Source organism: Citrobacter telavivensis (assembly GCF_041807075.1).
In the GTDB taxonomy this organism is placed as follows: Bacteria; Pseudomonadota; Gammaproteobacteria; order Enterobacterales; family Enterobacteriaceae; genus Citrobacter_A; species Citrobacter_A telavivensis.
Map to the genome: position 1 here is coordinate 396513 of NZ_JBGUBF010000001.1, position 21260 is coordinate 417772.

At 52.7% G+C, this 21260-nt stretch carries 22 protein-coding genes; 6 read left to right on the forward strand and 16 right to left on the reverse strand.

The window, feature by feature from the left end; genetic code table 11:
- Window positions 1-84: 84 nt before the first annotated feature.
- From citT to citC, 7 genes are read right to left on the reverse strand one after another with little or no spacing between them, the layout of a single operon-like run.
- On the reverse strand, window positions 85-1548 hold the full coding sequence (gene citT, locus ACERJC_RS01790) for a citrate/succinate antiporter CitT (RefSeq protein WP_152405516.1): 1464 nt from the start codon (window positions 1546-1548) through the stop codon (window positions 85-87).
- A 25-nt stretch (window positions 1549-1573) separates the two neighbouring features.
- Window positions 1574-2482 (reverse strand): triphosphoribosyl-dephospho-CoA synthase CitG, encoded by a 909-nt coding sequence (citG, locus tag ACERJC_RS01795; protein WP_152405515.1) that lies wholly within the window; start codon window positions 2480-2482, stop codon window positions 1574-1576.
- Complete coding sequence (citX, locus tag ACERJC_RS01800) at window positions 2454-3005, reverse strand: citrate lyase holo-[acyl-carrier protein] synthase (protein ID WP_373670897.1); 552 nt, start codon at window positions 3003-3005, stop codon at window positions 2454-2456. Before citX ends, citG begins: the two co-directional genes overlap by 29 nt.
- A 3-nt stretch (window positions 3006-3008) precedes the next feature.
- Complete coding sequence (gene citF, locus ACERJC_RS01805) at window positions 3009-4541, reverse strand: citrate lyase subunit alpha (RefSeq protein WP_178823946.1); 1533 nt, start codon at window positions 4539-4541, stop codon at window positions 3009-3011.
- 10 nt (window positions 4542-4551) lie between these two features.
- On the reverse strand, window positions 4552-5460 hold the full coding sequence (citE, locus tag ACERJC_RS01810) for a citrate (pro-3S)-lyase subunit beta (protein ID WP_046477264.1): 909 nt from the start codon (window positions 5458-5460) through the stop codon (window positions 4552-4554).
- The gene (gene citD / locus ACERJC_RS01815) at window positions 5457-5753 is read right to left on the reverse strand and encodes a citrate lyase acyl carrier protein (protein WP_152405512.1); all 297 of its coding nucleotides are present in this window, start codon (window positions 5751-5753) and stop codon (window positions 5457-5459) included. The genes citE and citD overlap by 4 nt, the downstream gene beginning before the upstream one ends.
- Entirely contained in the window at window positions 5750-6826 is a 1077-nt protein-coding gene (gene citC, locus ACERJC_RS01820; protein ID WP_178823942.1) for a [citrate (pro-3S)-lyase] ligase, read from the reverse strand. Before citC ends, citD begins: the two co-directional genes overlap by 4 nt.
- Window positions 6827-7215: 389 nt before the next feature.
- Here citC and dpiB point away from each other — a divergent pair, with 389 nt between their 5' ends.
- Window positions 7216-8877 carry a sensor histidine kinase DpiB gene (gene dpiB, locus ACERJC_RS01825; protein WP_373670898.1) on the forward strand — a complete coding sequence of 554 codons (1662 nt, stop codon included), beginning with the start codon at window positions 7216-7218 and terminating at the stop codon, window positions 8875-8877.
- The gene (dpiA, locus tag ACERJC_RS01830; protein ID WP_042320718.1) at window positions 8846-9523 is read left to right on the forward strand and encodes a two-component response regulator DpiA; all 678 of its coding nucleotides are present in this window, start codon (window positions 8846-8848) and stop codon (window positions 9521-9523) included. The genes dpiB and dpiA overlap by 32 nt, the downstream gene beginning before the upstream one ends.
- Window positions 9524-9577: 54 nt before the next feature.
- On the opposite strand, the gene dcuC is transcribed toward dpiA, so the two are convergent.
- Window positions 9578-10963 (reverse strand): anaerobic C4-dicarboxylate transporter DcuC, encoded by a 1386-nt coding sequence (gene dcuC, locus ACERJC_RS01835; RefSeq protein ID WP_373670899.1) that lies wholly within the window; start codon window positions 10961-10963, stop codon window positions 9578-9580.
- Between the two features lie 443 nt (window positions 10964-11406).
- On the opposite strand from dcuC, the gene pagP reads away from it, so the two are divergent.
- On the forward strand, window positions 11407-11985 hold the full coding sequence (pagP, locus tag ACERJC_RS01840; RefSeq protein WP_152405508.1) for a lipid IV(A) palmitoyltransferase PagP: 579 nt from the start codon (window positions 11407-11409) through the stop codon (window positions 11983-11985).
- Between the two features lie 173 nt (window positions 11986-12158).
- Complete coding sequence (cspE, locus tag ACERJC_RS01845) at window positions 12159-12368, forward strand: transcription antiterminator/RNA stability regulator CspE (protein ID WP_000034826.1); 210 nt, start codon at window positions 12159-12161, stop codon at window positions 12366-12368.
- 53 nt (window positions 12369-12421) lie between these two features.
- On the opposite strand, the gene crcB is transcribed toward cspE, so the two are convergent.
- Window positions 12422-12805: a fluoride efflux transporter CrcB gene (gene crcB, locus ACERJC_RS01850; protein ID WP_152405507.1), complete on the reverse strand. Its 384-nt coding sequence runs from the start codon at window positions 12803-12805 to the stop codon at window positions 12422-12424.
- Between the two features lie 91 nt (window positions 12806-12896).
- On the opposite strand from crcB, the gene ACERJC_RS01855 reads away from it, so the two are divergent.
- Together ACERJC_RS01855 and tatE are read left to right on the forward strand one after the other, a co-directional pair.
- Window positions 12897-13685, forward strand: coding sequence for a deaminated glutathione amidase (locus ACERJC_RS01855; protein WP_373670900.1), 789 nt, complete (start codon window positions 12897-12899; stop codon window positions 13683-13685).
- 129 nt (window positions 13686-13814) lie between these two features.
- Window positions 13815-14018 carry a twin-arginine translocase subunit TatE gene (gene tatE / locus ACERJC_RS01860; RefSeq protein ID WP_152405505.1) on the forward strand — a complete coding sequence of 68 codons (204 nt, stop codon included), beginning with the start codon at window positions 13815-13817 and terminating at the stop codon, window positions 14016-14018.
- 97 nt (window positions 14019-14115) lie between these two features.
- Here the strand turns inward: tatE and lipA are convergent, their stop codons facing one another.
- The 7 genes from lipA to mrdB all read right to left on the reverse strand — a co-directional run bounded on the left by lipA (window position 14116) and on the right by mrdB (window position 21258).
- Complete coding sequence (lipA, locus tag ACERJC_RS01865; protein ID WP_042320707.1) at window positions 14116-15081, reverse strand: lipoyl synthase; 966 nt, start codon at window positions 15079-15081, stop codon at window positions 14116-14118.
- A 208-nt stretch (window positions 15082-15289) separates the two neighbouring features.
- Window positions 15290-16243 carry a YbeF family transcriptional regulator gene (locus tag ACERJC_RS01870; RefSeq protein WP_373670901.1) on the reverse strand — a complete coding sequence of 318 codons (954 nt, stop codon included), beginning with the start codon at window positions 16241-16243 and terminating at the stop codon, window positions 15290-15292.
- Between the two features lie 301 nt (window positions 16244-16544).
- Window positions 16545-17186: a lipoyl(octanoyl) transferase LipB gene (lipB, locus tag ACERJC_RS01875; RefSeq protein WP_152405503.1), complete on the reverse strand. Its 642-nt coding sequence runs from the start codon at window positions 17184-17186 to the stop codon at window positions 16545-16547.
- Between the two features lie 102 nt (window positions 17187-17288).
- A complete protein-coding gene (gene ybeD, locus ACERJC_RS01880) occupies window positions 17289-17552 on the reverse strand; it encodes a DUF493 family protein YbeD (RefSeq protein WP_042320704.1) in 264 nt (87 codons plus the stop codon).
- 107 nt (window positions 17553-17659) lie between these two features.
- On the reverse strand, window positions 17660-18871 hold the full coding sequence (dacA, locus tag ACERJC_RS01885; protein ID WP_152405502.1) for a D-alanyl-D-alanine carboxypeptidase DacA: 1212 nt from the start codon (window positions 18869-18871) through the stop codon (window positions 17660-17662).
- Window positions 18872-19019: 148 nt separating this feature from the next.
- Window positions 19020-20135: an endolytic peptidoglycan transglycosylase RlpA gene (rlpA, locus tag ACERJC_RS01890; RefSeq protein ID WP_152405501.1), complete on the reverse strand. Its 1116-nt coding sequence runs from the start codon at window positions 20133-20135 to the stop codon at window positions 19020-19022.
- Between the two features lie 10 nt (window positions 20136-20145).
- Window positions 20146-21258 carry a peptidoglycan glycosyltransferase MrdB gene (gene mrdB, locus ACERJC_RS01895; protein WP_152405500.1) on the reverse strand — a complete coding sequence of 371 codons (1113 nt, stop codon included), beginning with the start codon at window positions 21256-21258 and terminating at the stop codon, window positions 20146-20148.
- Window positions 21259-21260: the final 2 nt, after the last annotated feature.

Below are 21260 nucleotides of genomic sequence, written 5' to 3' on the forward strand. Positions count from 1 at the left end.
AATAGTATCTATTTAACCATAAAAAAAGCCCGCGAGGTGTGTTTACCCCGCGGGCCTTGATCCATTCAGCGTTTTACGTCAGGACTAGCTCCACATCGCCAGAATCGGCCAGCCAACCAGCAGCAGCATCGCAATGTAGATAACCCCGAAGATGGCGCCAAGACGCCAGTAGTCTTTGGATTTCACATAGCCGCAGCCGTAGATTATCACCCCTGGACCCGTTGCGTATGGCGTCAGACAACCCATAATCCCGATGGACAGCACCAGCAGGATACTCAAATGTTCCATCGGCACGCCCGGGATACCTTTACCGACCGCCAGAATAACCGGCAGCATTGTCGCCGTGTGCGCCGACAGGCTGGCAAACAGGTAGTGGGCAAAGTAGAACACCAGCACCAGCACAATCACCGTCGCGTTAGGCGAGAAACCTTCCAGATGGGTGCTCATGGTACCCGCAAACCAGTCGATGAACCCGGAACGGGTTAAACCGCTTGCCATCACCACAAGGGTGGCAAGGTTCACCAGCGTGTTCCAGGCGCTGTTGTATTTGGTAATGTCTTTCCACGGCACCACGTGCAGTGCCAGCATCAGAGAAACGGCGAGCAAACCGACGGCGGTGGCATCGATCACCTCGCCGCCGAAGACCCACAAGCCTAAGCTCAGCAGAACCAGACCGACCAGCGTCCACTCTTTGCGCGTCAGAGTGCCCATGGTTTTAAGTTCATCACCTGCCCAGGCGGCGACTTCTGCACTGTGTGTGACTTCAGGTTTGTAGAGAACGTAAGAGAGCCACGGCGCAACGATCAGCAAAATGATACCGACCGGCAGGAAGCTGAGGAACCACTGCAGCCAGCTTATCTGCACACCGGCGATTTTGTTGACAAACTCCAGGCCCAGCACGTTTGGCGCCGCACCCGTGACGAACATCGACGAACTCAGGCTGGTACTGATGACCATCATCCACATCAGGTAACCGCCGATACGACGTGCGGACGGATCGTTCGGGAACGATTTAAACAGCGGCGGCAGGTTTTTGATTACCGGGAACACGGTGCCACCGGTACGCGCGGTGTTGGATGGCGTAAACGGCGCCAGCAGAATGTCGATGATGACAATCGCATAGCCCAGCGTCAGGGTACGTTTACCCATGAATTTCACCAGAAACAGCGCGATGCGACGGCCAAGACCGGTGACTTCATAGCCGAGGGCGAAGATGAACGCACCGAACACCAGCCAGACGGTGGTACTGGAGAAACCTGCCAGACCCCATTTCAGCGCTTGTTTACCGGCGTCAAATGCCGGATCCGCCAGCTCTTTGGCATCAAACAACAGGTAGTTGCTGCCAATCACGCAGATGGTGACCGCGATGAAGCTGATTGCGGTAGCCGGAATGGGCTCCAGAATCATACCGACGATCATCGCCACGAAAACGGCGAAGTAATGCCATGCCTGAGGGGGCATGCCGTCCGGGACGGGGATAAGAAACATGACGCCCATGATTATCAAGGGGGCAAACAACTTCCATATAGTATCTTTCGATAAAGACATAAGTGATTCTCCGGAAAGGATCTTTTCAATAATTGTGTAAATGTTTAATTTGAGAAATCTGGGCCAAAAACCACGTGACGATCAGCAGGTCGGCACTGCCGCCAGGACTGAGATTGCGTTCAATGCAGTGGCTGTCGAACTGATGCAGATGAGTGAGATCGGCGGGGGTTCGGATGCCCCCTTGTTGTAACAATGCGTTTGCCTGCTGCTGTATCCAGCGCAGTCCTGCCGCACCGCCACGCGAGGCAACGTTGGTGTCGCCGTTGAGCGCAATCAGCAGGAGTAAGGTGTCGAGCAGTGCCAGCTCGGGATCGCGCCCCTCAGCTAACAGGGCGCGATAGTGTGGAAGCGCATGGCGGATAACCAATGGATATCCCGCTTCGGCTTCGCCACGTGCGCCGGTTAATCCCAGTTGCTGATAAAGTCGCTGACCTGCCGTGATTTGTTGATTGTTATTGCGCAGTTCGCGCTCGGTCAGACCGCGACAAAAGCTGGCGGCGGTAGTGCAGATCGTTTCCGGTGTAACAGATTGCCGTTGCTGATGTAGACGGCCAATGGCGGCACACAGCAGGCCGAGAGAAAAAATGCTGCCCTTATGGGTGTTCACACCCGCGGTGGCCCGAAACATGTCGGCTTCACAGGCCATACCTAACGGGCGTAAGCCGTTTAATACGGCGTCGGCTGGCATTTGCGCGCAGCAGGCGCCGTATTCAATAAAACGCGGCAACCAGGCCTGAATGGCCAGCGCGCTGCGATGAAAATCCGTCAGCGACATGTCTTTATGCGCGCCACAGTTCAGACGATCGACCAGCCCGGGTTTTGGCGTCAGGTTGACTTCCGTCAGCATTGCGCGCCACGCCAGATGGCCGTACGCGTCAACCAGCGTGTGGGGAAGGGCGGTGGTTTCAACGGGCATATCGGGAATCGGCAGCATGCAGTAGCGCCTCCATGTGGGTGAGCAGATCGGAGAGCGTATGGGTTTTCCCACGCGCGCATTCCGCCGCGTTCTGTTCGCACAGCAGACAGCGGCGAGGGGGAAGCGCGAAATGGCGGCGGGAGAGAATTTCGCCTCCGGGAGTGAGCACATCGATGTCCCACAAACGTCCCAGAGGATGAGTCTGTTCAAGCTCAATGGTTGCGAGCTTGATGTCACGGGCCGGTGCCTCAATCGAGAGCATACCTTCCGGCCCGCTGGCTGAGGCCAGTGCAGCCTGCTCCCTGATGTGCCAGTCCGCCTGCGCCGCCAGCGTACGCAGGGCGGTCACGCCATGATTAAAGAGGCGACGGGTGAGCTCGCTGTCTTTAATCGGGCCAGGCGCTACCACGGTAAAGGAGACCAGTGGAATAGGATGGCGCGCCAGCCAGACGTGTTGCCGTGCCTGTCGCTCATCCCGACTGACGAGTAGCTCGGGAATTGAAACTGCGTGGCGGGTGGCCTGTTCAGGGAGCAGGTGCATGGCTTATTCCTTCACCTGATGAACAACGTCGATCACTGAACCATCGCGATAGCGCACTACGGCAATCACGCGGTCGGTGAATTCGATTGGACGAGGTTCGCCAGTGAGTTGCTGTGCACGTTCGCGTAACCACTCAATTGAGACGACCTTCATCCCCGCGTCTTTCAGGCGTTCTGCCAGTTCCGGACGCGCCGGGTTAACCGCAATACCATGATCGGTAACCAGAATATCGACGCTGGAACCCGGTGTGACGCAGGTCAGCACGTTATCTACCAGCGTTGGAATACGGCCACGTACCAGCGGCGCGACGATGATTGACAGCGCAGCGGCGACGGCGGTATCGCAGTGACCGCCGGACGCGCCGCGAATGACGCCGTCAGAACCGGTCAGCACGTTGACGTTAAACTGGGTGTCGACTTCCAGAGCACTCAGCACGACCACGTCCAGACGGTCAACGGAGGCCCCTTTTGAACCCCAGTTGGCATACTGATTTGCACTGATTTCGATGTGATTCGGGTTGCGCGCCAGAGATTCAGCGGCGCTGCGGTCAAAGCTCTGTACGTCCAGCAGTTTGCGAATCAAACCTTTTTCATGCAGGTCGACGATAGTGGCGGTGATGCCGCCCAGGGCGAAATCTGCGCGGATATCGCGGCTGCGCATTTTGTCTTCCAGGAAGCGAGTGACCGCCAGCGAGGCACCGCCGGTACCGGTTTGCAGTGAAAAGCCTTCTTTGAAATAGCCGGAGTGGGCGATGACCTCTGCCGCGCTGCGGGCAATCAGCAGTTCACGCGGGTTAGTGGTCATTCGGGTGGCGTCGGCCCCGATTTTATCGGCATCACCGACCTGGTCTATTTGCACTATCAGATCAACCTGATCCTGGGTGATGCTGGCCGGGTTGTGTGGATAAGGCAGCAGTTGCTCCGTCAGCAGCACCACCTGGTTGGCGCTTTCCGCGTCAACGCGGGCATAGCCGAGTGAGCCGCAGCACGCTTTACCGGTATAGCCGTTGGCGTTACCGAAAGGATCGCAGGACGGGACGCCGAGGAAGGCCACGTCAATGCTGAGTTCGCCGCTTTGTACCAAATGCACGCGCCCGCCGTGGGAGTGAACCTGGACGGGCTCTGCCAGCAGGCCGCGAGAAATCTCTTCTGCCAGCGGTCCGCGCAGACCGGAAGTATAAATGCGGCTGACGACGCCGTGACGAATATGGTCGACCAGCGGTGCGTGGCAGTCACTCAGGGAACTGGAGGCCAGCGTCAGGTTTTTAAATCCCATGCTGGCAATGGTTGCCATCACCAGGTTGATGGTCAGGTCGCCGCCGCGAAACGCGTGGTGGAAGGAGATGGTCATGCCATCCTGTAAACCGGAACGGCGGATCGCCTCTTCAAGACTCGCGCACAGTTTTTGGTCACGCGGTTTTTGTGCCTGCAAAGCTTGTTTCGCGGTACTCGTATAGGTGGAAAGGTCACTTTCGGCCTGGCGACTCCAGGCTGCTACCCGTTCCTGTCGTTGAAACTGTTCGTTTTTCTGGGTCATTGTTTTTGCCTTATTCTTCGCGGATGCCGGAAAGTTCTGCGCGGGAGAGCACCAGACGTGCGCGCTCGATCACCGGGCTGTCGACCATCTTGCCGTTCAGGGAAACCACCCCGAGGCCTTCGCGGGCGGCGGCTTCTGCGGCTTCCACGACCAGACGCGCATGCGTCACTTCTTTTTGCGTCGGGGCATACAGGTTGTGCAGCAGTTCAATCTGGCGTGGGTTGATCAGCGATTTGCCGTCAAAGCCCAACTGTTTGATGTGGGCGGCTTCATGCAGAAAGCCCGCTTCGTTGTTGGCATCGGAATAGACGGTATCGAATGCCTGAATCCCGGCGGAGCGTGCGGCCTGCAAAATCGAGCAGCGGGCAAACAGTAATTCAGTGCCCTCTGGTGAACGTTCTGTACGCAGGTTGCGTACGTAGTCTTCCGCTCCCAGCGCGATCCCGATCAGACGCTCGGAGGCGTGGGCAATTTCTACGGCGCGGGTGATACCTAAGGGCGATTCAATGGCGGCCAGCAGACCTGTACTGCCGGGCTCGCGACCGCAGGCTTTTTCAATACGCAGAATTTCGCTTTCGATATCGATAACATCCTGAGCGGTATCGGTTTTCGGCAGCCGAACCACGTCAGCACCGCCGCGAACGACCGCTTCCAGATCGTTGATCCCCCATTCGGAATCCAGCGCATTAACGCGCACAATGGTTTCGACGTCGTGGTAGAGCGGATGCTGCAGCGCGTGGTAGACCAGGCGACGCGCGGTGTCTTTTTCACGCAGTGCGACGGAGTCTTCCAGGTCAAACATCAGGGCATCTGCCGGATAGATGAAAGAGTTGCTGACCATTGCGGCATTGGCGCCGGGAACAAACAGCATGCTGCGGCGCGTGCGCGTTTTGCGCTGTTGTAAAGAAGCGGAAATCATTGGCGATCCTCCCAAGGCAGGGCCGGGATGCCGCTGGCGCGTGCCAGTAATGCTTCCAGTCGTGCACGTAAAATGCAGTCCAGTGCGCCTTTATCATCGACATTCAATTGCACGCCGCGCACGTCATACTGCGCCAGAACATCCAGAATGGTGGCGCGAATGGCCTCGCCAAACTGTTTCTCAACGCTGCTGTTGATCTGCAGATCAATATCCTGCGTATCGAGAGGGGCGATGCGTATCATCACATCACCGGACTCAAGTGTGCCTGCGACGGCAGCCTGATTTATTTTCATTTTTCACCTGTTACTAATGCGGGGGTCTTTTGGCGGACTGTCGCGGGAGCGGGCGCGCGTTCAGGCATGCTTTGCAGGTACTGCAAAGTGGCTGAAGGCACCAGCGACGCGATAGCCGTGAGATCTTTTTTCACGAGCAGTTTGCGCACCAGAGAGGCGGAGATCGGCGTCTCCTGGAAACACAGTCGCTCTATTTCCACCAGTTCAATGGGCGGGGCGGGGAGGGTCGGCGTTTCCAGCCAGAAACGCATATCGTGGTTATACTGGGCGGTTACGCCGCAAAACGGTTCCGTACCGACGAAGCGATGGGTGATCCCCAGCGCGGGTGCCAGATACTGACGGAAAATTTTTAAATCAATTTCGGTGTAGCAATGGTTGATGACGCTCTGTTCTTTGATGAAGTAGCACGGGAATGTGGCACGCGAAATGATGTATTCCGAACCGCGATGGACGGTGAGATGCGCAATATCCGACGTGCCTTTAAGCACCAGATCGAGTCGGTCCTCATACGGGAAACGCGAGGTATCTTCTTTCACCAGAAACAGATGAAGCCAGTCACACTGCGCCGCTGCCTGTTGGATCAAATAGCGGTGACCATTGGTGAACGGGTTGGCATTCATTACGATACAGCCGATTTTCTTTCCGTCATGACGCAGTTTGCTCAACGACTCCGCGTAACGTTTCAGACGCGTGGTGCTGTTTTCCATCAGCACCATGATGCCGGGAACGCTGGTGAGGGTGGAAAATCCGCACTGCCTGAACAACGTTTCGTACTCTGTTTTGGTATAAATGAAGAGATGCGTGCAGTGTCTTTCGTAGGCGAGATTGATCAGTTCTGTCGCCAGCGTGAGCGCTAAACCTTCACCGCGTACCGATTCGCTAATGGCAACGCACTTAATGATATTTCCGGCAATACCGCCGCAGGCGATGAGTTTTTCGTCGCGGGTAACGGTAATAAAAACCTCAACGGTGGTATCGACGCTCAGATCATTTTCTTTCAGGAATTGCGTGATCGCCGCCATTTTTATATTTTCTGAGCGTTTGACGCGCGTGAACACATTATTACCAAACATAGTGGATGAGTCCTGAAGATATATTGTTGTTGCCAGTATTGTGCGTATGTTGTATGAGAATACTATTTGATAACGTTTTGTTTTCATTCCGGGAAAAAGACGATTTTGCAAAGGTCTATTTCTTTTTTTCCCGAATGCATACATCGTAAGGAGTATTTTGGAGATAAATTTTGATTTATTTCACAAAGGCTTAGATGGTTTTTATGAGTTTAATGGTTTTAAGTTTTTTAATTATTCTTATTGCAGATTGTGACGTGGAGTTAAATGACTTAATTGATTTAATGTGGTGAATCTGTAACGATCGTCTTTATTATTTCTGTGTTTGGATGGAACATTTTTATTACATTTGCTGGCTAACTATACCGAATAATGCCCATTAAGGAACAGTCATGTTGGTTCAAAAAAATAAAAAACCGTTTTCTTTTTTTCGCCGACTGGCATTTCCGTTACGCATTTTTCTGCTTATTCTCGTTTTCTCAGTGTTCATTATTGCCGCACTGGCACAGTATTTTTCCGCCAGTTTTGAGGATTATTTGAGTACACATGTCCGCGATATGGCGATGAACCAGGCGAAGATTATTGCCGCCAACGACAGCGTCATTGCGGCAGTGAAGGCACGCGATTACCAACGGCTGGCAACCATTGCCGGTAAACTGCAGAGCGATACCGATTTTGATTATGTGGTGATTGGCGATAGTCACTCTATTCGACTTTATCACCCTAATCCGGAGAAAATCGGTTACCCGATGCAGTTCACTAAACCGGGCGCGCTGGAGAGAGGGGAGAGTTATTTCATTACCGGGACGGGGTCGATTGGGCTGGCGATGCGGGCAAAAACGCCCATCTTTGATGATGGCGGTAACATCATCGGCGTGGTCTCCATTGGCTATCTGATCAGCAAAATTGACAGCTGGCGGCTGGACTTCATTCTGCCGATGGCTGGCGTGTTTGTTCTGCTGTTGGTGGTTCTGATGCTACTCTCCTGGTTGTTTGCCGCCCACATCCGTCGCCAGATGATGGGGATGGAACCGAAGCAAATTGCCCGGGTGGTTCGTCAGCAGGAAGCGCTGTTCAGCTCAGTATATGAAGGGCTGATAGCCGTCGATCCGGACGGCTATATTACGGCCATTAACCGCAGTGCGAGAAAGATGCTCGGTCTGCGTTCGCCGGGTCGACAATGGTTGGGTAAACCGATTCATGAAGTGGTGAGCCCGTCGGATTTCTTTACCGAGCAGATTGCTGAAAGGCGTGTGGACGCAATGGTGAACTTCAATGGCCTGAGCGTTATCGCCAACCGCGAGGCGATCCGTTCAGGCAATGAACTACTGGGGGCGATCATCAGTTTCCGCAGCAAAGACGAAATCGCCACCCTGAACGCGCAACTGACACAGATTAGGCAATATGTGGAGAGTCTCAGAACGTTACGACATGAACATCTGAACTGGATGTCAACGCTCAATGGCCTGCTGCAAATGAAAGAATACGATCGGGTCAGGGAGATGGTACAGGGGGAGTCGCAGGCGCAGCAGCAGCTGATCGACAGCCTGCGTGAAGCGTTTGCCGATCGCCAGGTGGCAGGTCTGCTGTTTGGTAAGGTTCAGCGCGCGCGCGAACTGGGTCTCAAAATGACGATCGTTCCCGGAAGCCAGCTTCAGCAACTGCCGGAAGGGCTGGACAGTACCGAGTTTGCGGCGATTGTCGGGAATCTTCTCGATAACGCGTTTGAAGCCAGCTTGCGTACCGAGCAAGGGAATAAGGTTGTGGAACTGTACCTGAGCGATGAAGGCGATGATGTGGTGATCGAAGTTGCCGACCAGGGATGCGGTGTCCCTGAAGCATTGCGCGAAAAAATATTCGAACAAGGTGTGAGCACCCGTTCCGATGAGCCAGGTGAGCACGGCATCGGACTGTATTTGATTGCAAGTTATGTGGGGCGCTGTGGCGGAATGATTACTCTGGAAGATAATAATCCCTGCGGCACCTTATTCTCTCTTTTTATTCCGAAAGTGAAAAAGAACAATGACGGAACCATTAACCCTATTAATCGTTGAAGATGAAATGTTGCTTGCTGAGATGCATGCCGAGTACATCCGCCATATTCCTGGTTTTCATCAGATCTGGTTAGCCGGTAATCTGGCGCAGGCAAGAATGATGATTGAACGGTTCAAACCGGGTCTCATTTTGCTGGATAACTACCTTCCGGACGGGAAGGGGATCTCGCTGCTGCATGAGTTGACGGCGTCGCATTATCCCGGCGGGGTGGTCTTTACCACCGCAGCCAGCGATATGGAAACGGTGGCGGACGCCGTGCGCAGCGGGGCGTTTGATTATCTGATCAAACCTATCGCTTATGAGCGCCTGGGACAGACGCTCACCCGTTATCAACAGCGTAGACGGATGCTGGCAGAAAACGACAGTGCCAGCCAGCGACAAATTGATGAGATGTTTAATGCCTACGCGCGAGGTGAGCCGAAAGATGAATTACCCACCGGTATTGATGCCTTAACGCTCAATGCGGTTAAAAAGCTGTTTGCTGACCCACAGGTACAGCACACTGCTGAAACCGTCGCGCAGGCGCTGACCATCAGCCGTACGACCGCCAGACGGTATCTTGAATACTGCGCCAGTCGGCATCTGATTATTGCGGAAATTGTGCATGGTAAAGTGGGGAGACCGCAGCGTATTTACCACGGTTAATGACGGTATGGCCGGATGAGACGCACAGCGCCACCATCCGGCATTGGCCCTGAATCAACCTCCCGTCACCGCGGAAGATGAACCTGGAACCATCACTTCAGTCGCGATGATAACGATTAACAGCCCGACCATGACCGGTACGGATGTGCGTTTTACCACTTCGAACGGCGAGATTTTTGCCATCCCCGCCACCGCCACGACCACGCCGGAGACCGGGGAGATCGTCCGGCCCAGGTTGGACGCCTGCAGCATTGGAATCGACAGGTACGCCGGGTTGATGCCCGATGATTGCGCCAGCTTAGGAATCATTTCAACGAAGGCATAGAACGGCGCGTTACCGGAGCCGGTAGTCATTGCTGCCAGCATCGTCAGAATCACCAGTACCAGCATCAGGATGATGCTCGCCGATCCAAACGAGGTGGCGATGGAGATCAGACTCTGGATGAAGCCAATCGTGCTCAGACCCTGCGCGAACACGCCTGCCGCGACTAACAGCATTACCACGTTTGCAAAAGCGTCGGCCATGCCGCGATACGCCACTTCGAGTCCTGAATACACTTTCTGAGTGTTGAAACCCCGGACGAATTCCAGTACCGCAGCGATAAGCATGCAGAGCACCAGAATCGTAATGATGTGCAGTTGTGGCCCCCACTTGCCGTCAAAAATCAGCACCCCGATAATCGGCGTAAACGGCAGAATGGCGTAGCACGCCGGTGCCGTGGTGGTGATTTCATTCACGTCGAGCATTTCATGGGCAGCATTCTCTTTTTTATCCAGATAGCGCTGCCAGAAATAGTGCGCAATCGCCATCCCGATAATCGCCGCAATGGAAATCGGCAGCGTGGTTTTAAAGGCAAAATCGATCAGCGGCATTTCGGCCGCTTTTGCAGCCAGCACCACATCACCGGAGGTGGGGGAAAGGATAATCGCCGCAGGCGAGGCACAGATGGCCGCAGCGGCTCCCCGGCTAATTCCCACGTTAACCATGATCGGGAAAAGCGTTGCCATCAACAACACGCCGAGCCCGGTGGCGGAAGAGACAGCCAGAGACATCAGACAGGCGACAAAATAGGCGGCAATCATGAGCAGATAAGGTGAATTGATGTACTGCAAAGGCTTTGATGCCAGTTTCACGACCATATCGTTCGCGCCGATGTGGGTCATGTAGGCGGCAAAACCGCAGAGCATCATGATCATCATACCGAGATCGCCACCACGGCTCATCAGCAGGATTTTGACGTACTCAACGATATCCGTTGCGGAATAGCCCGTAGACGTTTCGCTGGAGGGCAGCACTTTATGGCCCATCAGGGCGCTGATAATCAGCAGCGCCAGACCGCCAACAAAGAGCACGCCGGTAGCCGAATACCCTTTAATGATGTAGCGCGCTACACCCACAATAACCACAACTCCAATAAGGAGTTCGATAAAAGTCAACATTGTTTCCCCTGTCGCGTGGACACCAGAAGTAAAATTAAGAAAATGCCAATTGTTGGTGTGAAAATGTGCCGAATAAGTGCGTGCTACTTGCTGATTAAAATCAATAAACAGAACGATTAACTGTCGGTAAGCGGCTATTTTTACGTTAGGGTGATGAAGACGAAATATTTTATTTTCCTGTTTTCCGGAAAATGTCTGATTGTTTGTGGTTTGTTTTGTTTTTGTTTCTCTGTTGTTAATGAGTGAGAGTTAAAGAGTGTTATTACCGCAATTGTGCTAAAGCCATACAATATCTGACTGATAATTCAGCGATAAATAACATTACAAAGAACGTGGTTTAATTGATGAATTCAAAATCTTAGAACAATCTGATTCATGTCAGTGCTGTCGCTGTTAAGGTTTCATTCAAGTTATTTTTGATACAATAAAGACTGAACTTAAGAATGGTAATAAATGTTGTGAGCGCAGCTAAAAAATATTTTCTCTTTTTTTCATTTCTTTTTATTCAGTTAGCGATGCTGCCGCAGGCGGTAGCGGAAGAAAAAGGGTGGTTTAATACCTTTACCGACAATGTTGCCGAAACCTGGCAGCAGCCTGAGCATTATGATTTGTATATTCCCGCTATTACGTGGCACGCGCGTTTTGCCTATGATAAGGAAAAAACGGACCGCTATAACGAGCGTCCGTGGGGCGGCGGTTTTGGTCAGTCGCGCTGGGATGAAAAGGGAAACTGGCACGGCCTGTACATTATGGCCTTCAAAGATTCCTGGAATAAATGGGAACCGATTGGCGGTTATGGCTGGGAGAGTACCTGGCGACCTCTGCCGGATGACAATTTCCATCTGGGACTCGGTTTTACCGCCGGGGTGACGGCACGTGACAACTGGAACTATATTCCTCTTCCGGTCCTGCTGCCGTTAGCTTCCATTGGCTACGGTCCTGCGACGTTTCAGATGACCTATATCCCTGGTACCTATAACAACGGTAACGTCTACTTTGCGTGGATGCGTTTTCAGTTCTGAACCAATGAATGGCGATAAACGTAATATAAAACATAGCGTTATAAGCTTATGCTAAAAAATAACGCGACTTTTATCACTTTTTGCCAAAGTTCGACTGGACAAAGTGAACCACAATTGGTGTACTGGTACCCGACACAGCATTTGTGTCTATTTTTCATGTAAAGGTAATTTTGATGTCTAAGATTAAAGGTAACGTTAAGTGGTTTAATGAGTCCAAAGGATTCGGTTTCATTACTCCGGAAGATGGCAGCAAAGATGTGTTCGTACACTTCTCTGCAATCCAGACCAATGGTTTTAAAACTCTGGCTGAAGGTCAGCGTGTAGAGTTCGAAATCACTAACGGTGCCAAAGGCCCTTCTGCTGCAAACGTAACTGCTCTGTAAGCTTACGTCAGCAAGATTTCAAAACCCGCTTATTAGCGGGTTTTTTTTGGTCTCTAGTGCGCGCTGGAGGCGGAAAACAGCCAGAACGCCAACGCCGTCATCGCAAAGGATCCCAACAGGTTGGCCAACACATTTAGCATTGCCCAGCCCAGTCGTCCTTCCTGAAGCAGAAAGACCACTTCCGCCGAAAAGGTAGAGAATGTTGTCAGGCCGCCACAAAAGCCGGTTGTGATCAGCACCTTCCACATGGGATCGATGTTGGTCATGCGACTAAACCATGCCAGACCCATACCAATGATGAACGCGCCAAGTAAATTTGCGGTCAGGGTTCCCATCGGAATCGCCTGATGCATAGGGTTAAACCGCATACTGAGCATCCATCTCGCTACACTTCCTGTGCCACCGCCAATAAAAACCGCTAAAAGAAGTTGTAACACTGCATAATCCTGCTATTTGGTTGGTATATAAGATAAGTGTAACGCCGAATAATTATTGTTGGCGAGTGTGATAAACCTGACCGGAGGCGTTATGTTAGTTGCTGCTGGGCAATTTGCCGTCAGTCCTGTGTGGGAAAAGAACGCAGATACCTGCGTCGCGCTCATGTCGCAGGCGGCGGAAAACGGCGCATCGCTGCTGGTTCTGCCGGAGGCATTGCTGGCGCGAGACGATTCGGATCCCGACCTGTCGGTGAAATCCGCCCAGCATTTAGAGGGGGATTTTCTGAAACAGCTGTTGCGGGAAAGCGCATCGAATACGATGACCACCATTCTCACACTTCATGTCCCTTCGCGACCCGGTCGTGCGGTGAACACGCTGGTGGCACTGCGCGGGGGGAAAATCGTGGCAAGCTACGGCAAGCTGCATCTTTATGATGCCTTCTCCATTCAGGAGTCCCGTAACGTTGACGCTGGCAACGCCATCGCGCCACTGCTTGACGTTGAGGGGCTCAGGGTAGGGTTGATGACCTGCTATGACCTGCGCTTTCCCGAATTGTCGATGGCGCTTGCGTTGCAGGGCGCAGAAGTCCTGGTGTTGCCGGCAGCCTGGGTCAAAGGGGCGCTGAAGGAACACCACTGGTCAACACTGTTGGCGGCCCGCGCTCTTGATACCACCTGTTATATGATTGCCGCAGGGGAGTGCGGTAACAAAAACATTGGTGAGAGTCGTATCATCGACCCCTTTGGCGTGACAATTGCGGCTGCGGCAGAAGTTCCGACGCTTGTTATGGCGGAGATTTCCGCACAGCGGATCCGCCAGGTGCGGGCACAGTTACCGGTATTACGTAACCGCAGATTTGTGCCACCGCAATTATTATGACGTTTTTTTAAACACTGCTTGATTCACCTTGTTACAGATTGCTATTGTGTGCGCGCGTCAAATGACCGTTAATATTCTCAGGTTACTAAGGGCGCGCTACGCCGCCTGTTTTAAGTTAAGAAGGTATCTATGGGTGAGATTAGTATTACCAAACTGCTGGTGGTGGCTGCACTGGTCGTTCTGCTGTTTGGTACCAAGAAGTTACGTACACTGGGTGGAGACCTGGGCACGGCGATTAAGGGTTTCAAAAAAGCGATGAATGATGAAGATGCGGGCGCGAAAAAAGACGCAGACGGCAACATTCAGGCTGAAAAACTCTCTCATAAAGAGTAATACCCGGAGCTAAAGGCTCATCCGTCTTACTCTGACGTGAAAAAACCCGCGATTAAGCGGGTTTTTTATGGGCGAAATGTAAGTATTTATTTCGAAATTACTTCACTTCCATCCCTTTTGCCTGCAGGTCAGCGTGGTAAGACGAACGGACGAACGGTCCGCAGGCAGCATGGGTAAAGCCCATCGCCATCGCTTCCGCTTTCATCTCTTCAAATTCGTCCGGGCTGACATAGCGTTGAACCGGCAGGTGGTGACGACTTGGCTGCAAATACTGGCCCAGCGTCAACATGGTCACGCCGTGACGACGCAAATCACGCATGACTTCAATGATTTCGGCATTCGTCTCGCCAAGACCGACCATCAGACCAGATTTGGTTGGGATCTCCGGATGCGCTTCTTTAAAGCGTTCCAGTAATTTGAGTGACCAGTTATAGTCTGCACCCGGGCGCACCTGACGATAAATGCGCGGTACGTTTTCAAGGTTATGGTTGAAAACGTCCGGCGGAGTGGCGGTCAGAATTTCCAGAGCGCGATCCATACGGCCACGGAAGTCGGGCACCAGCGTTTCAATCTTAATCGTTGGGCTTTTCTCACGAATAGCGGTAATGCAATCGGCAAAGTGCTGAGCGCCGCCATCACGCAGGTCATCACGGTCAACGGAGGTGATCACCACATAGCGCAGGGCCATATCGGCAATAGTTTGCGCCAGCTTAACCGGTTCGTTGGCGTCCGGTGCCACAGGGCGGCCATGGGCCACATCGCAGAACGGGCAACGACGGGTACAAATGGCGCCGAGGATCATAAATGTGGCGGTACCGTGGTTGAAACACTCCGCAAGGTTTGGGCAAGAGGCTTCTTCACAAACAGAATGCAGGCCATTCTTACGCATTGCCGCTTTGATACCCTGGATACGAGTGGAGTCTGCTGGAAGCTTAATTTTCATCCATTCCGGCTTGCGGAGCAGGGCTTCGCGCTCTGTAGCCACATTTTTGACCGGGATAAGGGCCATCTTATCGGCATCGCGGTATTTAACACCGCGTTCCATCACAATGGGTTTACTCATAGCGTGCATGTTCCAGTTGCGAATAACGAGGGAAAGCGTTTCAATTCAAGGGAATGTTGTATTTATCAACTATTTTTGAATTAACGACACGCAGTATATCATTGAAACGGGTCTTAAAGCAGCCTGAGTGGCCGGCAAAATGTAAAATAGTTGTTGTTTTGTGCCATTTTCTCAGCATCAGTTTTGACCAGGTCGCAACATTTCTTTTTCAGAATGCGTCGCGGATCGCCGTGATGACATTCTCCAGTACCGGATCGCGTAAGCTCAACTTGTTGTAATGCAGTGAGAAGTCGATTTTTTCCTGGTTCAGGGACGAGTGAGGGATCCGCTGAAGCGGCCAGCAGTGGTTGAACAGCGTAAAGAAGCGCGCAGGCATAATACCCACCAGATCGCTGTGCGCAATGAGCGACGCCAGCGTGAAAATGTTGTAACTGCTAAAGCTGATTTGCCTGTCGGGAAACAGTTCCTGGATACGCTGGCGCAGGAGCGTGAAGCTTTGCCCTTCGATCATTAACAAACTATGTTCTGCGCCATCGAGGGCCTCAGGGGCCGGGGAGCGCGTCAGGGAAGGGTGGTTCCGACGACAGACCAGTTCGATTTTGTCAGAAAACAGAACATGATTCTCTACCGCACGGTTGCTGTAGATGTGGTTATCGATAATCAAATCGCTCTGAAACTGGCTGAGTTGCGTTTCGGCGTCATGAACGGGGATGTTACGCAGATGCAGTTGCGGATGGCGCGTTTTGATAGCGTGATAAATGGTCGGCATCACCAGCGCGCCGATAGACGGTGTGGTCCCGATAGTAATCGTCCGTTGTTTATCGTAGCTGCCGGTGAGGTCCAGGGCCCCGAGAATGGACTCCAGCCCCTGGCTAATATACTCGTGTAGATGAGTGGCATAGGTAGTGGGTGTCACGCCCTGGCCTTTTCGGATAAACAAAGGGTCAGGAAATATTGTGCGTAATTTTTGAATAGACTGGCTGATCGCGGAGGGTGTCAGATTAAGAATTTTCGCGGCATTGACGATCCCCTTATGAACATAAACGGCTTCAAAAATAGTCAGCAGGTTCAGGTCTATATTTCTCAGCGTTCTGAAAATTTGCGGCTTATCTTCGGGGCGATGTTCATAGAAATGTCCTTTCGGCTTACTTTTCTCACTCACGTTCTAACTCCAATTTAATTCACATTATAAATAATAGTGGTGTTTTGTATTTGTTATGAGTATGCGTTTTTCACCACTATTGTTCATCTCGCGGTATCGATAACCATTTTATGGCAATTGATTGAAGGTTTAACGTTTGTATAAAGAAAAATCCTACGTCATTTTTTTTAATGACGGAGTAAAGGCGTTAAAAATTCAAGCTAAGATAGACAGAAAATATAGAAACCCGGAGGCATTGTAAAGCATTTGAGCGGGAAGGAGGGAATGGCCCGCGAATTTTTGGGCCATTGCATTCAATGAGTTAAGCAGGGATATATTCGTAAGGGGGATTATTTAGCAGCGCTAAAATATTGGCTAATAATCGTGGTCGGATATTATCTGTCGTGGCCTCGTTATCCCATTGAGATATTTTTGTCATTTCCATACCTGCATAGCCACATGGATTAATTCGTAGGAAAGGTGAAAGATCCATATTAACGTTTAATGCCAGTCCGTGGAAAGAACAACCGCGACGAATGCGCAAACCGAGAGAACATATTTTCTTTTCACCGACATAAACGCCAGGGGCATCCGCACGCGGGTGGGCGTCAATATCCCGTTCTGCAAGGGTATTCACCACGGTCTGTTCCAGCAGCGTGACCAGTTCCCGTACACCCAGTTTACGCCGCTTCAGGTTTAGCAGCACATACATGACCTGCTGACCCGGTCCGTGGTAAGTCACCTGTCCGCCGCGATCGCTTTGAATGACCGGGATATCCCCTGGCATTAAAACATGTTCTGCTTTCCCTGCCTGACCCTGAGTGAAAACAGGGTAGTGCTCAACCAGCCAGATTTCATCGGCGGTATGTTCATCGCGGGTGTTGGTAAAGTCGTGCATGGCCTGGGAGACGGGTTCGTAGGGTTGAAGACCGAGCTGGCGGACCAGTATTTTATCCTGAGACAAAACAGCATCTCCGTAGAGAAGTAACCAATGGGGGAGAGAAGTATATCACAGCGAAGAGAAGGCGAGGTGGGCACCCGAACAAGGTCGGGGCCCGAACCTGTATTACAGAACCATACGGACGATTTCGATGTTACCGAGCTCTTCGTACAGGGTTTCAACCTGCTCAATATGGGTCGCGTTGATGGTAATTGAAACCGAGTGGTAATTGCCTTTGCTGCTGGGTTTTACCGTCGGGGAGTAATCACCTGGCGCATGGCGCTGTACCACTTCAACCACCTGTTCAACCAGCTCAGGTAACGCCTGCCCCATGACTTTGTAAGTAAAAGGAGTAGGGAATTCAAGCAGTTCGTTAAGTTTGGTTTTCATGTCAGCTCCGGCGTAACGTAAATAAATAACAACTCCCGCCAGAGGGCGGGAGTTTTACTGATGCTTAGTATATGGGGATGGAAATCACACTTTCAAGTGTTCAATTTTTAACCAAACCAGTGATGGAACATTAACTTAATGTAATCAATGATTTTGCTGAAGAAGTTGCCTTCGGGGATTTCCTGCAGTACGACCAGAGGACGCTGCTCAATGGTTTTACCGTCAAGCTGGAAGTTGATGGTACCGACCACCTGATTTTTCTGCAACGGAGCATGCAACTCCGTGCTGTTCAGCACATAGCTGGCCTTCAGGTCTTTCATACGGCCACGCGGGATGGTCAGATACACATCTTTATCGACCCCTAAGGAGGCGCGATCGGTATCACCAAACCAGGACGGTTCAGATGCGAATTCTTTGCCTGCTTTCAGCGGATTAACCGTTTCGAAGAAACGGAAGCCCCAGGTCAGCAGTTTTTTGCTTTCTGTTTCACGCCCTTTATAGGTACGTCCGCCCATGACCGCTGAGATCAAACGCATCTGACCTTCAGTCGCCGAAGCAACGAGGTTGTAGCCAGCTTTGTCAGTGTGACCCGTCTTGATACCATCCACCTTCAGGCTGTTGTCCCACAGCAGGCCGTTACGGTTCAACTGACGGATGCCGTTAAAGGTGAACTCTTTTTCTTTGTAGACGGAGTACTCGTTAGGAACGTCGCGGATCAACGCCTGACCAATCAGCGCCATATCACGGGCGGAGCTGTACTGACCGTCGGCATCCAGACCGTGAACCGTCTGGAAGTGGGTGTTTTTCAGGCCCAGGGCGTTCACGTAACTGTTCATCAGTCCGACAAACGCATCCTGGCTGCCGGCAGAAAAGTCAGCCATCGCGACACAGGCATCGTTACCGGACTGCAGGTTAATCCCGCGAATCAGTTGCGACACCGGAACCTGCATGCCAGGTTTCAGGAACATCAGCGATGAACCTTTAAAGACCGGATTACCCGTGGCCCAGGCGTCATTACCGATAGTGACCAAATCCGTTTCTTTGAACTTACCCGCTTTCATTGCCTGACCGATAACGTAACTGGTCATCATTTTGGTCAGACTGGCCGGGTCACGACGCGTATCGGCGTTCTGTTCCGCCAGCACTTTACCGGAGTTATAGTCAATGAGGATATAGGACTCCGCGTCGATCTGCGGAACACCCGGGATCATGGTTTTGATGTTCAGGTCATCGGCATGCGCGCCTGAAATAGCGGCTGTACAAAGAGCCGTGGTGAGCGCCATGCGCTGCAAGAAACGAGCGGAAAAAGTGGTCTTCATGGTCTGAACTACGACGTCCGTGATGGAATTAAAAAAAGTGCCCTACTATAGCAAATGCAATACCGGCAGGCATCTGACTTTCCGCACGACTTTGTTAACGTAGTTAACGTCATTTACAGAAATTGACACTTCAGATGCCCTTGTTACGCTATTGCGCGCCGGTAATGAAGGACTGTAATTGGGCTTCAGATTGTAAACGCTGCTGTAGCGCACTGGCTTGTGCTTTGCTGGCGAACGGCCCGAGCTGAATACGCCACACGGCGCCGTTCTGCGTGACGCGTCCCGGCACGCCAAACTGCTGGCCTAAGCGCTGCTGATACTGCTGGGCGCGCCCCTGATCGCTCACCGCACCCACCTGCACTACGTAACTGCCGCTGGCGGACGCTGCGGCAGGCGCAGCCGTCGCGGCGGGTGTTGCTGCCGGTGCACTGACTGGCGCGCTAGCGGGCGTTGCAGCAGCAGGCTGTGGCGCTGGCGTCGGTTCGCTGCCTTCCAGTACGCCTGCGGCCAGGGTCGTCGGTGCACCGAGGAAGCCGCTGCTCTGAACGGGTGCGCCGGCGTTATCTTCACTTTGCAGCGTGGAATTGCTGATGGCGCGAACGTCACCCTGCGGCTGCATCGCTTGCGGTGCGGAGGAGGCGCTGCCCATCCCCCCGCTCAGATCCGGACGTGAGGGCAGGGCATAAGTCTGTTTGGCCACGGTGGTACAGGCCATACCCGGACCGGACAGCGATCCATCCTGCGCAACAATAATGGGATCGATGCGTACTTTGGTGTTATTGGAGGTGTTCAGACGGTCGGCAGCAGCACGTGACAGTGAAATCACGCGATCGTTGCCATAGGGCCCGCGATCGTTAATGCGTACCACGATCATCCGCCCGTTGGCGAGGTTAGTGATTCGCGCATAGCTCGGGATCGGTAACGTCGGATGCGCTGCGGTGAGCTGCATGGGATCGAACGCTTCACCTGAGGCGGTCAGATTGCTGCCGGGTTCGGCGTCGTAGATCGCCGCGAATCCTGCCTGACTAAAGCGTGAGGCATCCTGCACAATCTTATAGCTCTTACCGTCCCGCTGGTAATCCTGATTAGCGGTCGGGTTGAGCGGTTCAAAACGCGGATCGGCCCCGCTGATTTCAACGACGGGCCCATTACATACTGCTGGCTGTGGCGCGACGGTATTCTGTTGCTGACCATCATCACTCGTACATGCCGCGAGCAGCATAATTCCTGCTGCGACGCAGACTCCAGGCAATTGCTTACGCATTGCGCACCCCTTACACGCTTTTCGATAACATTTTTCTGTGGGTGTGGATCGACATGACAATCCCGAACCCGGCCATCAACACGATCAGTGCTGAGCCTCCGTAACTGACCAACGGAAGCGGAACGCCTACAACAGGCAAAATCCCACTCACCATACCAATATTAACGAAGACATAAACGAATAAAATCAACATTAAGCCACCGGCCATCACGCGACCAAAGGTGGTTTGCGCGTGGGCGGCAATCCACAGACCACGCATAATAAGCAAAATATACAGCGCCAGCAGGATCAGTATCCCGATCAGACCGAGCTCTTCCGCCAGTACGGCGAAGATAAAGTCGGTGTGGCGCTCGGGTAAAAATTCGAGCTGTGACTGGGTACCGTGTAGCCACCCCTTGCCGCTCAGGCCGCCGGAACCAATTGCAATTTTAGACTGAATGATGTGATAACCGGCACCCAACGGATCGGTTTCCGGGTCAAGCAGCATCATCACCCGCTGACGCTGATAATCATGCATCAGAAAGAACCACAGGATCGGGATAAACGCCGCAACCAGCAGCACGGCGACGCCAATCAAACGCCAGCTCAGGCCAGAGAGGAACAGCACGAACAGCCCGGAAAGCGCGACCAGAATCGATGTTCCGAGGTCAGGCTGCGCCGCCACCAGCAGCGTGGGCATAAAAATCAGCACCAGCGCGATGGCCGTGTTCTTCAGGGACGGCGGACAGACGTCGCGGTTGATAAAACGTGCGACCATCAAAGGAACCGCAATCTTGGCGATTTCAGAAGGCTGAAAACGTACGATGCCGAGATCCAGCCAGCGCTGCGCGCCTTTGGAGATCGCGCCGAAGGCATCGACCGCCACCAGCAGAATAATACAGAAAATATAGAGATACGGCGCCCAGCCTTCATAGACGCGGGGCGGGATCTGCGCCATGACCACCATGATCACCAGACCCATCGCAATTTGACCGACTTTACGCTCCATCATGCCAATGTCCTGGCCGCTGGCGCTCCAGATAACCATTGAGCTGTAAACCAACAGCGCCAGTAAAATCAGTAACATGGTGGGATCGATATGGATTTTATCCCAGAATGTTTTTTTGTTCGGATTATCCGTCATGG

Coding starts and splice junctions, on each gene's coding strand:
- citT (WP_152405516.1), bottom strand. CDS start 1,548: ATGTCTTTATCGAAAGATACTATATGGAAGTTGTTTGCCCCCTTGATA.
- citG (WP_152405515.1), bottom strand. CDS start 2,482: ATGCTGCCGATTCCCGATATGCCCGTTGAAACCACCGCCCTTCCCCAC.
- citX (WP_373670897.1), bottom strand. CDS start 3,005: ATGCACCTGCTCCCTGAACAGGCCACCCGCCACGCAGTTTCAATTCCC.
- citF (WP_178823946.1), bottom strand. CDS start 4,541: ATGACCCAGAAAAACGAACAGTTTCAACGACAGGAACGGGTAGCAGCC.
- citE (WP_046477264.1), bottom strand. CDS start 5,460: ATGATTTCCGCTTCTTTACAACAGCGCAAAACGCGCACGCGCCGCAGC.
- citD (WP_152405512.1), bottom strand. CDS start 5,753: ATGAAAATAAATCAGGCTGCCGTCGCAGGCACACTTGAGTCCGGTGAT.
- citC (WP_178823942.1), bottom strand. CDS start 6,826: ATGTTTGGTAATAATGTGTTCACGCGCGTCAAACGCTCAGAAAATATA.
- dpiB (WP_373670898.1), top strand. CDS start 7,216: ATGTTGGTTCAAAAAAATAAAAAACCGTTTTCTTTTTTTCGCCGACTG.
- dpiA (WP_042320718.1), top strand. CDS start 8,846: ATGACGGAACCATTAACCCTATTAATCGTTGAAGATGAAATGTTGCTT.
- dcuC (WP_373670899.1), bottom strand. CDS start 10,963: ATGTTGACTTTTATCGAACTCCTTATTGGAGTTGTGGTTATTGTGGGT.
- pagP (WP_152405508.1), top strand. CDS start 11,407: ATGGTAATAAATGTTGTGAGCGCAGCTAAAAAATATTTTCTCTTTTTT.
- cspE (WP_000034826.1), top strand. CDS start 12,159: ATGTCTAAGATTAAAGGTAACGTTAAGTGGTTTAATGAGTCCAAAGGA.
- ACERJC_RS01855 (WP_373670900.1), top strand. CDS start 12,897: ATGTTAGTTGCTGCTGGGCAATTTGCCGTCAGTCCTGTGTGGGAAAAG.
- tatE (WP_152405505.1), top strand. CDS start 13,815: ATGGGTGAGATTAGTATTACCAAACTGCTGGTGGTGGCTGCACTGGTC.
- lipA (WP_042320707.1), bottom strand. CDS start 15,081: ATGAGTAAACCCATTGTGATGGAACGCGGTGTTAAATACCGCGATGCC.
- ybeD (WP_042320704.1), bottom strand. CDS start 17,552: ATGAAAACCAAACTTAACGAACTGCTTGAATTCCCTACTCCTTTTACT.
- dacA (WP_152405502.1), bottom strand. CDS start 18,871: ATGAAGACCACTTTTTCCGCTCGTTTCTTGCAGCGCATGGCGCTCACC.
- rlpA (WP_152405501.1), bottom strand. CDS start 20,135: ATGCGTAAGCAATTGCCTGGAGTCTGCGTCGCAGCAGGAATTATGCTG.
- mrdB (WP_152405500.1), bottom strand. CDS start 21,258: ATGACGGATAATCCGAACAAAAAAACATTCTGGGATAAAATCCATATC.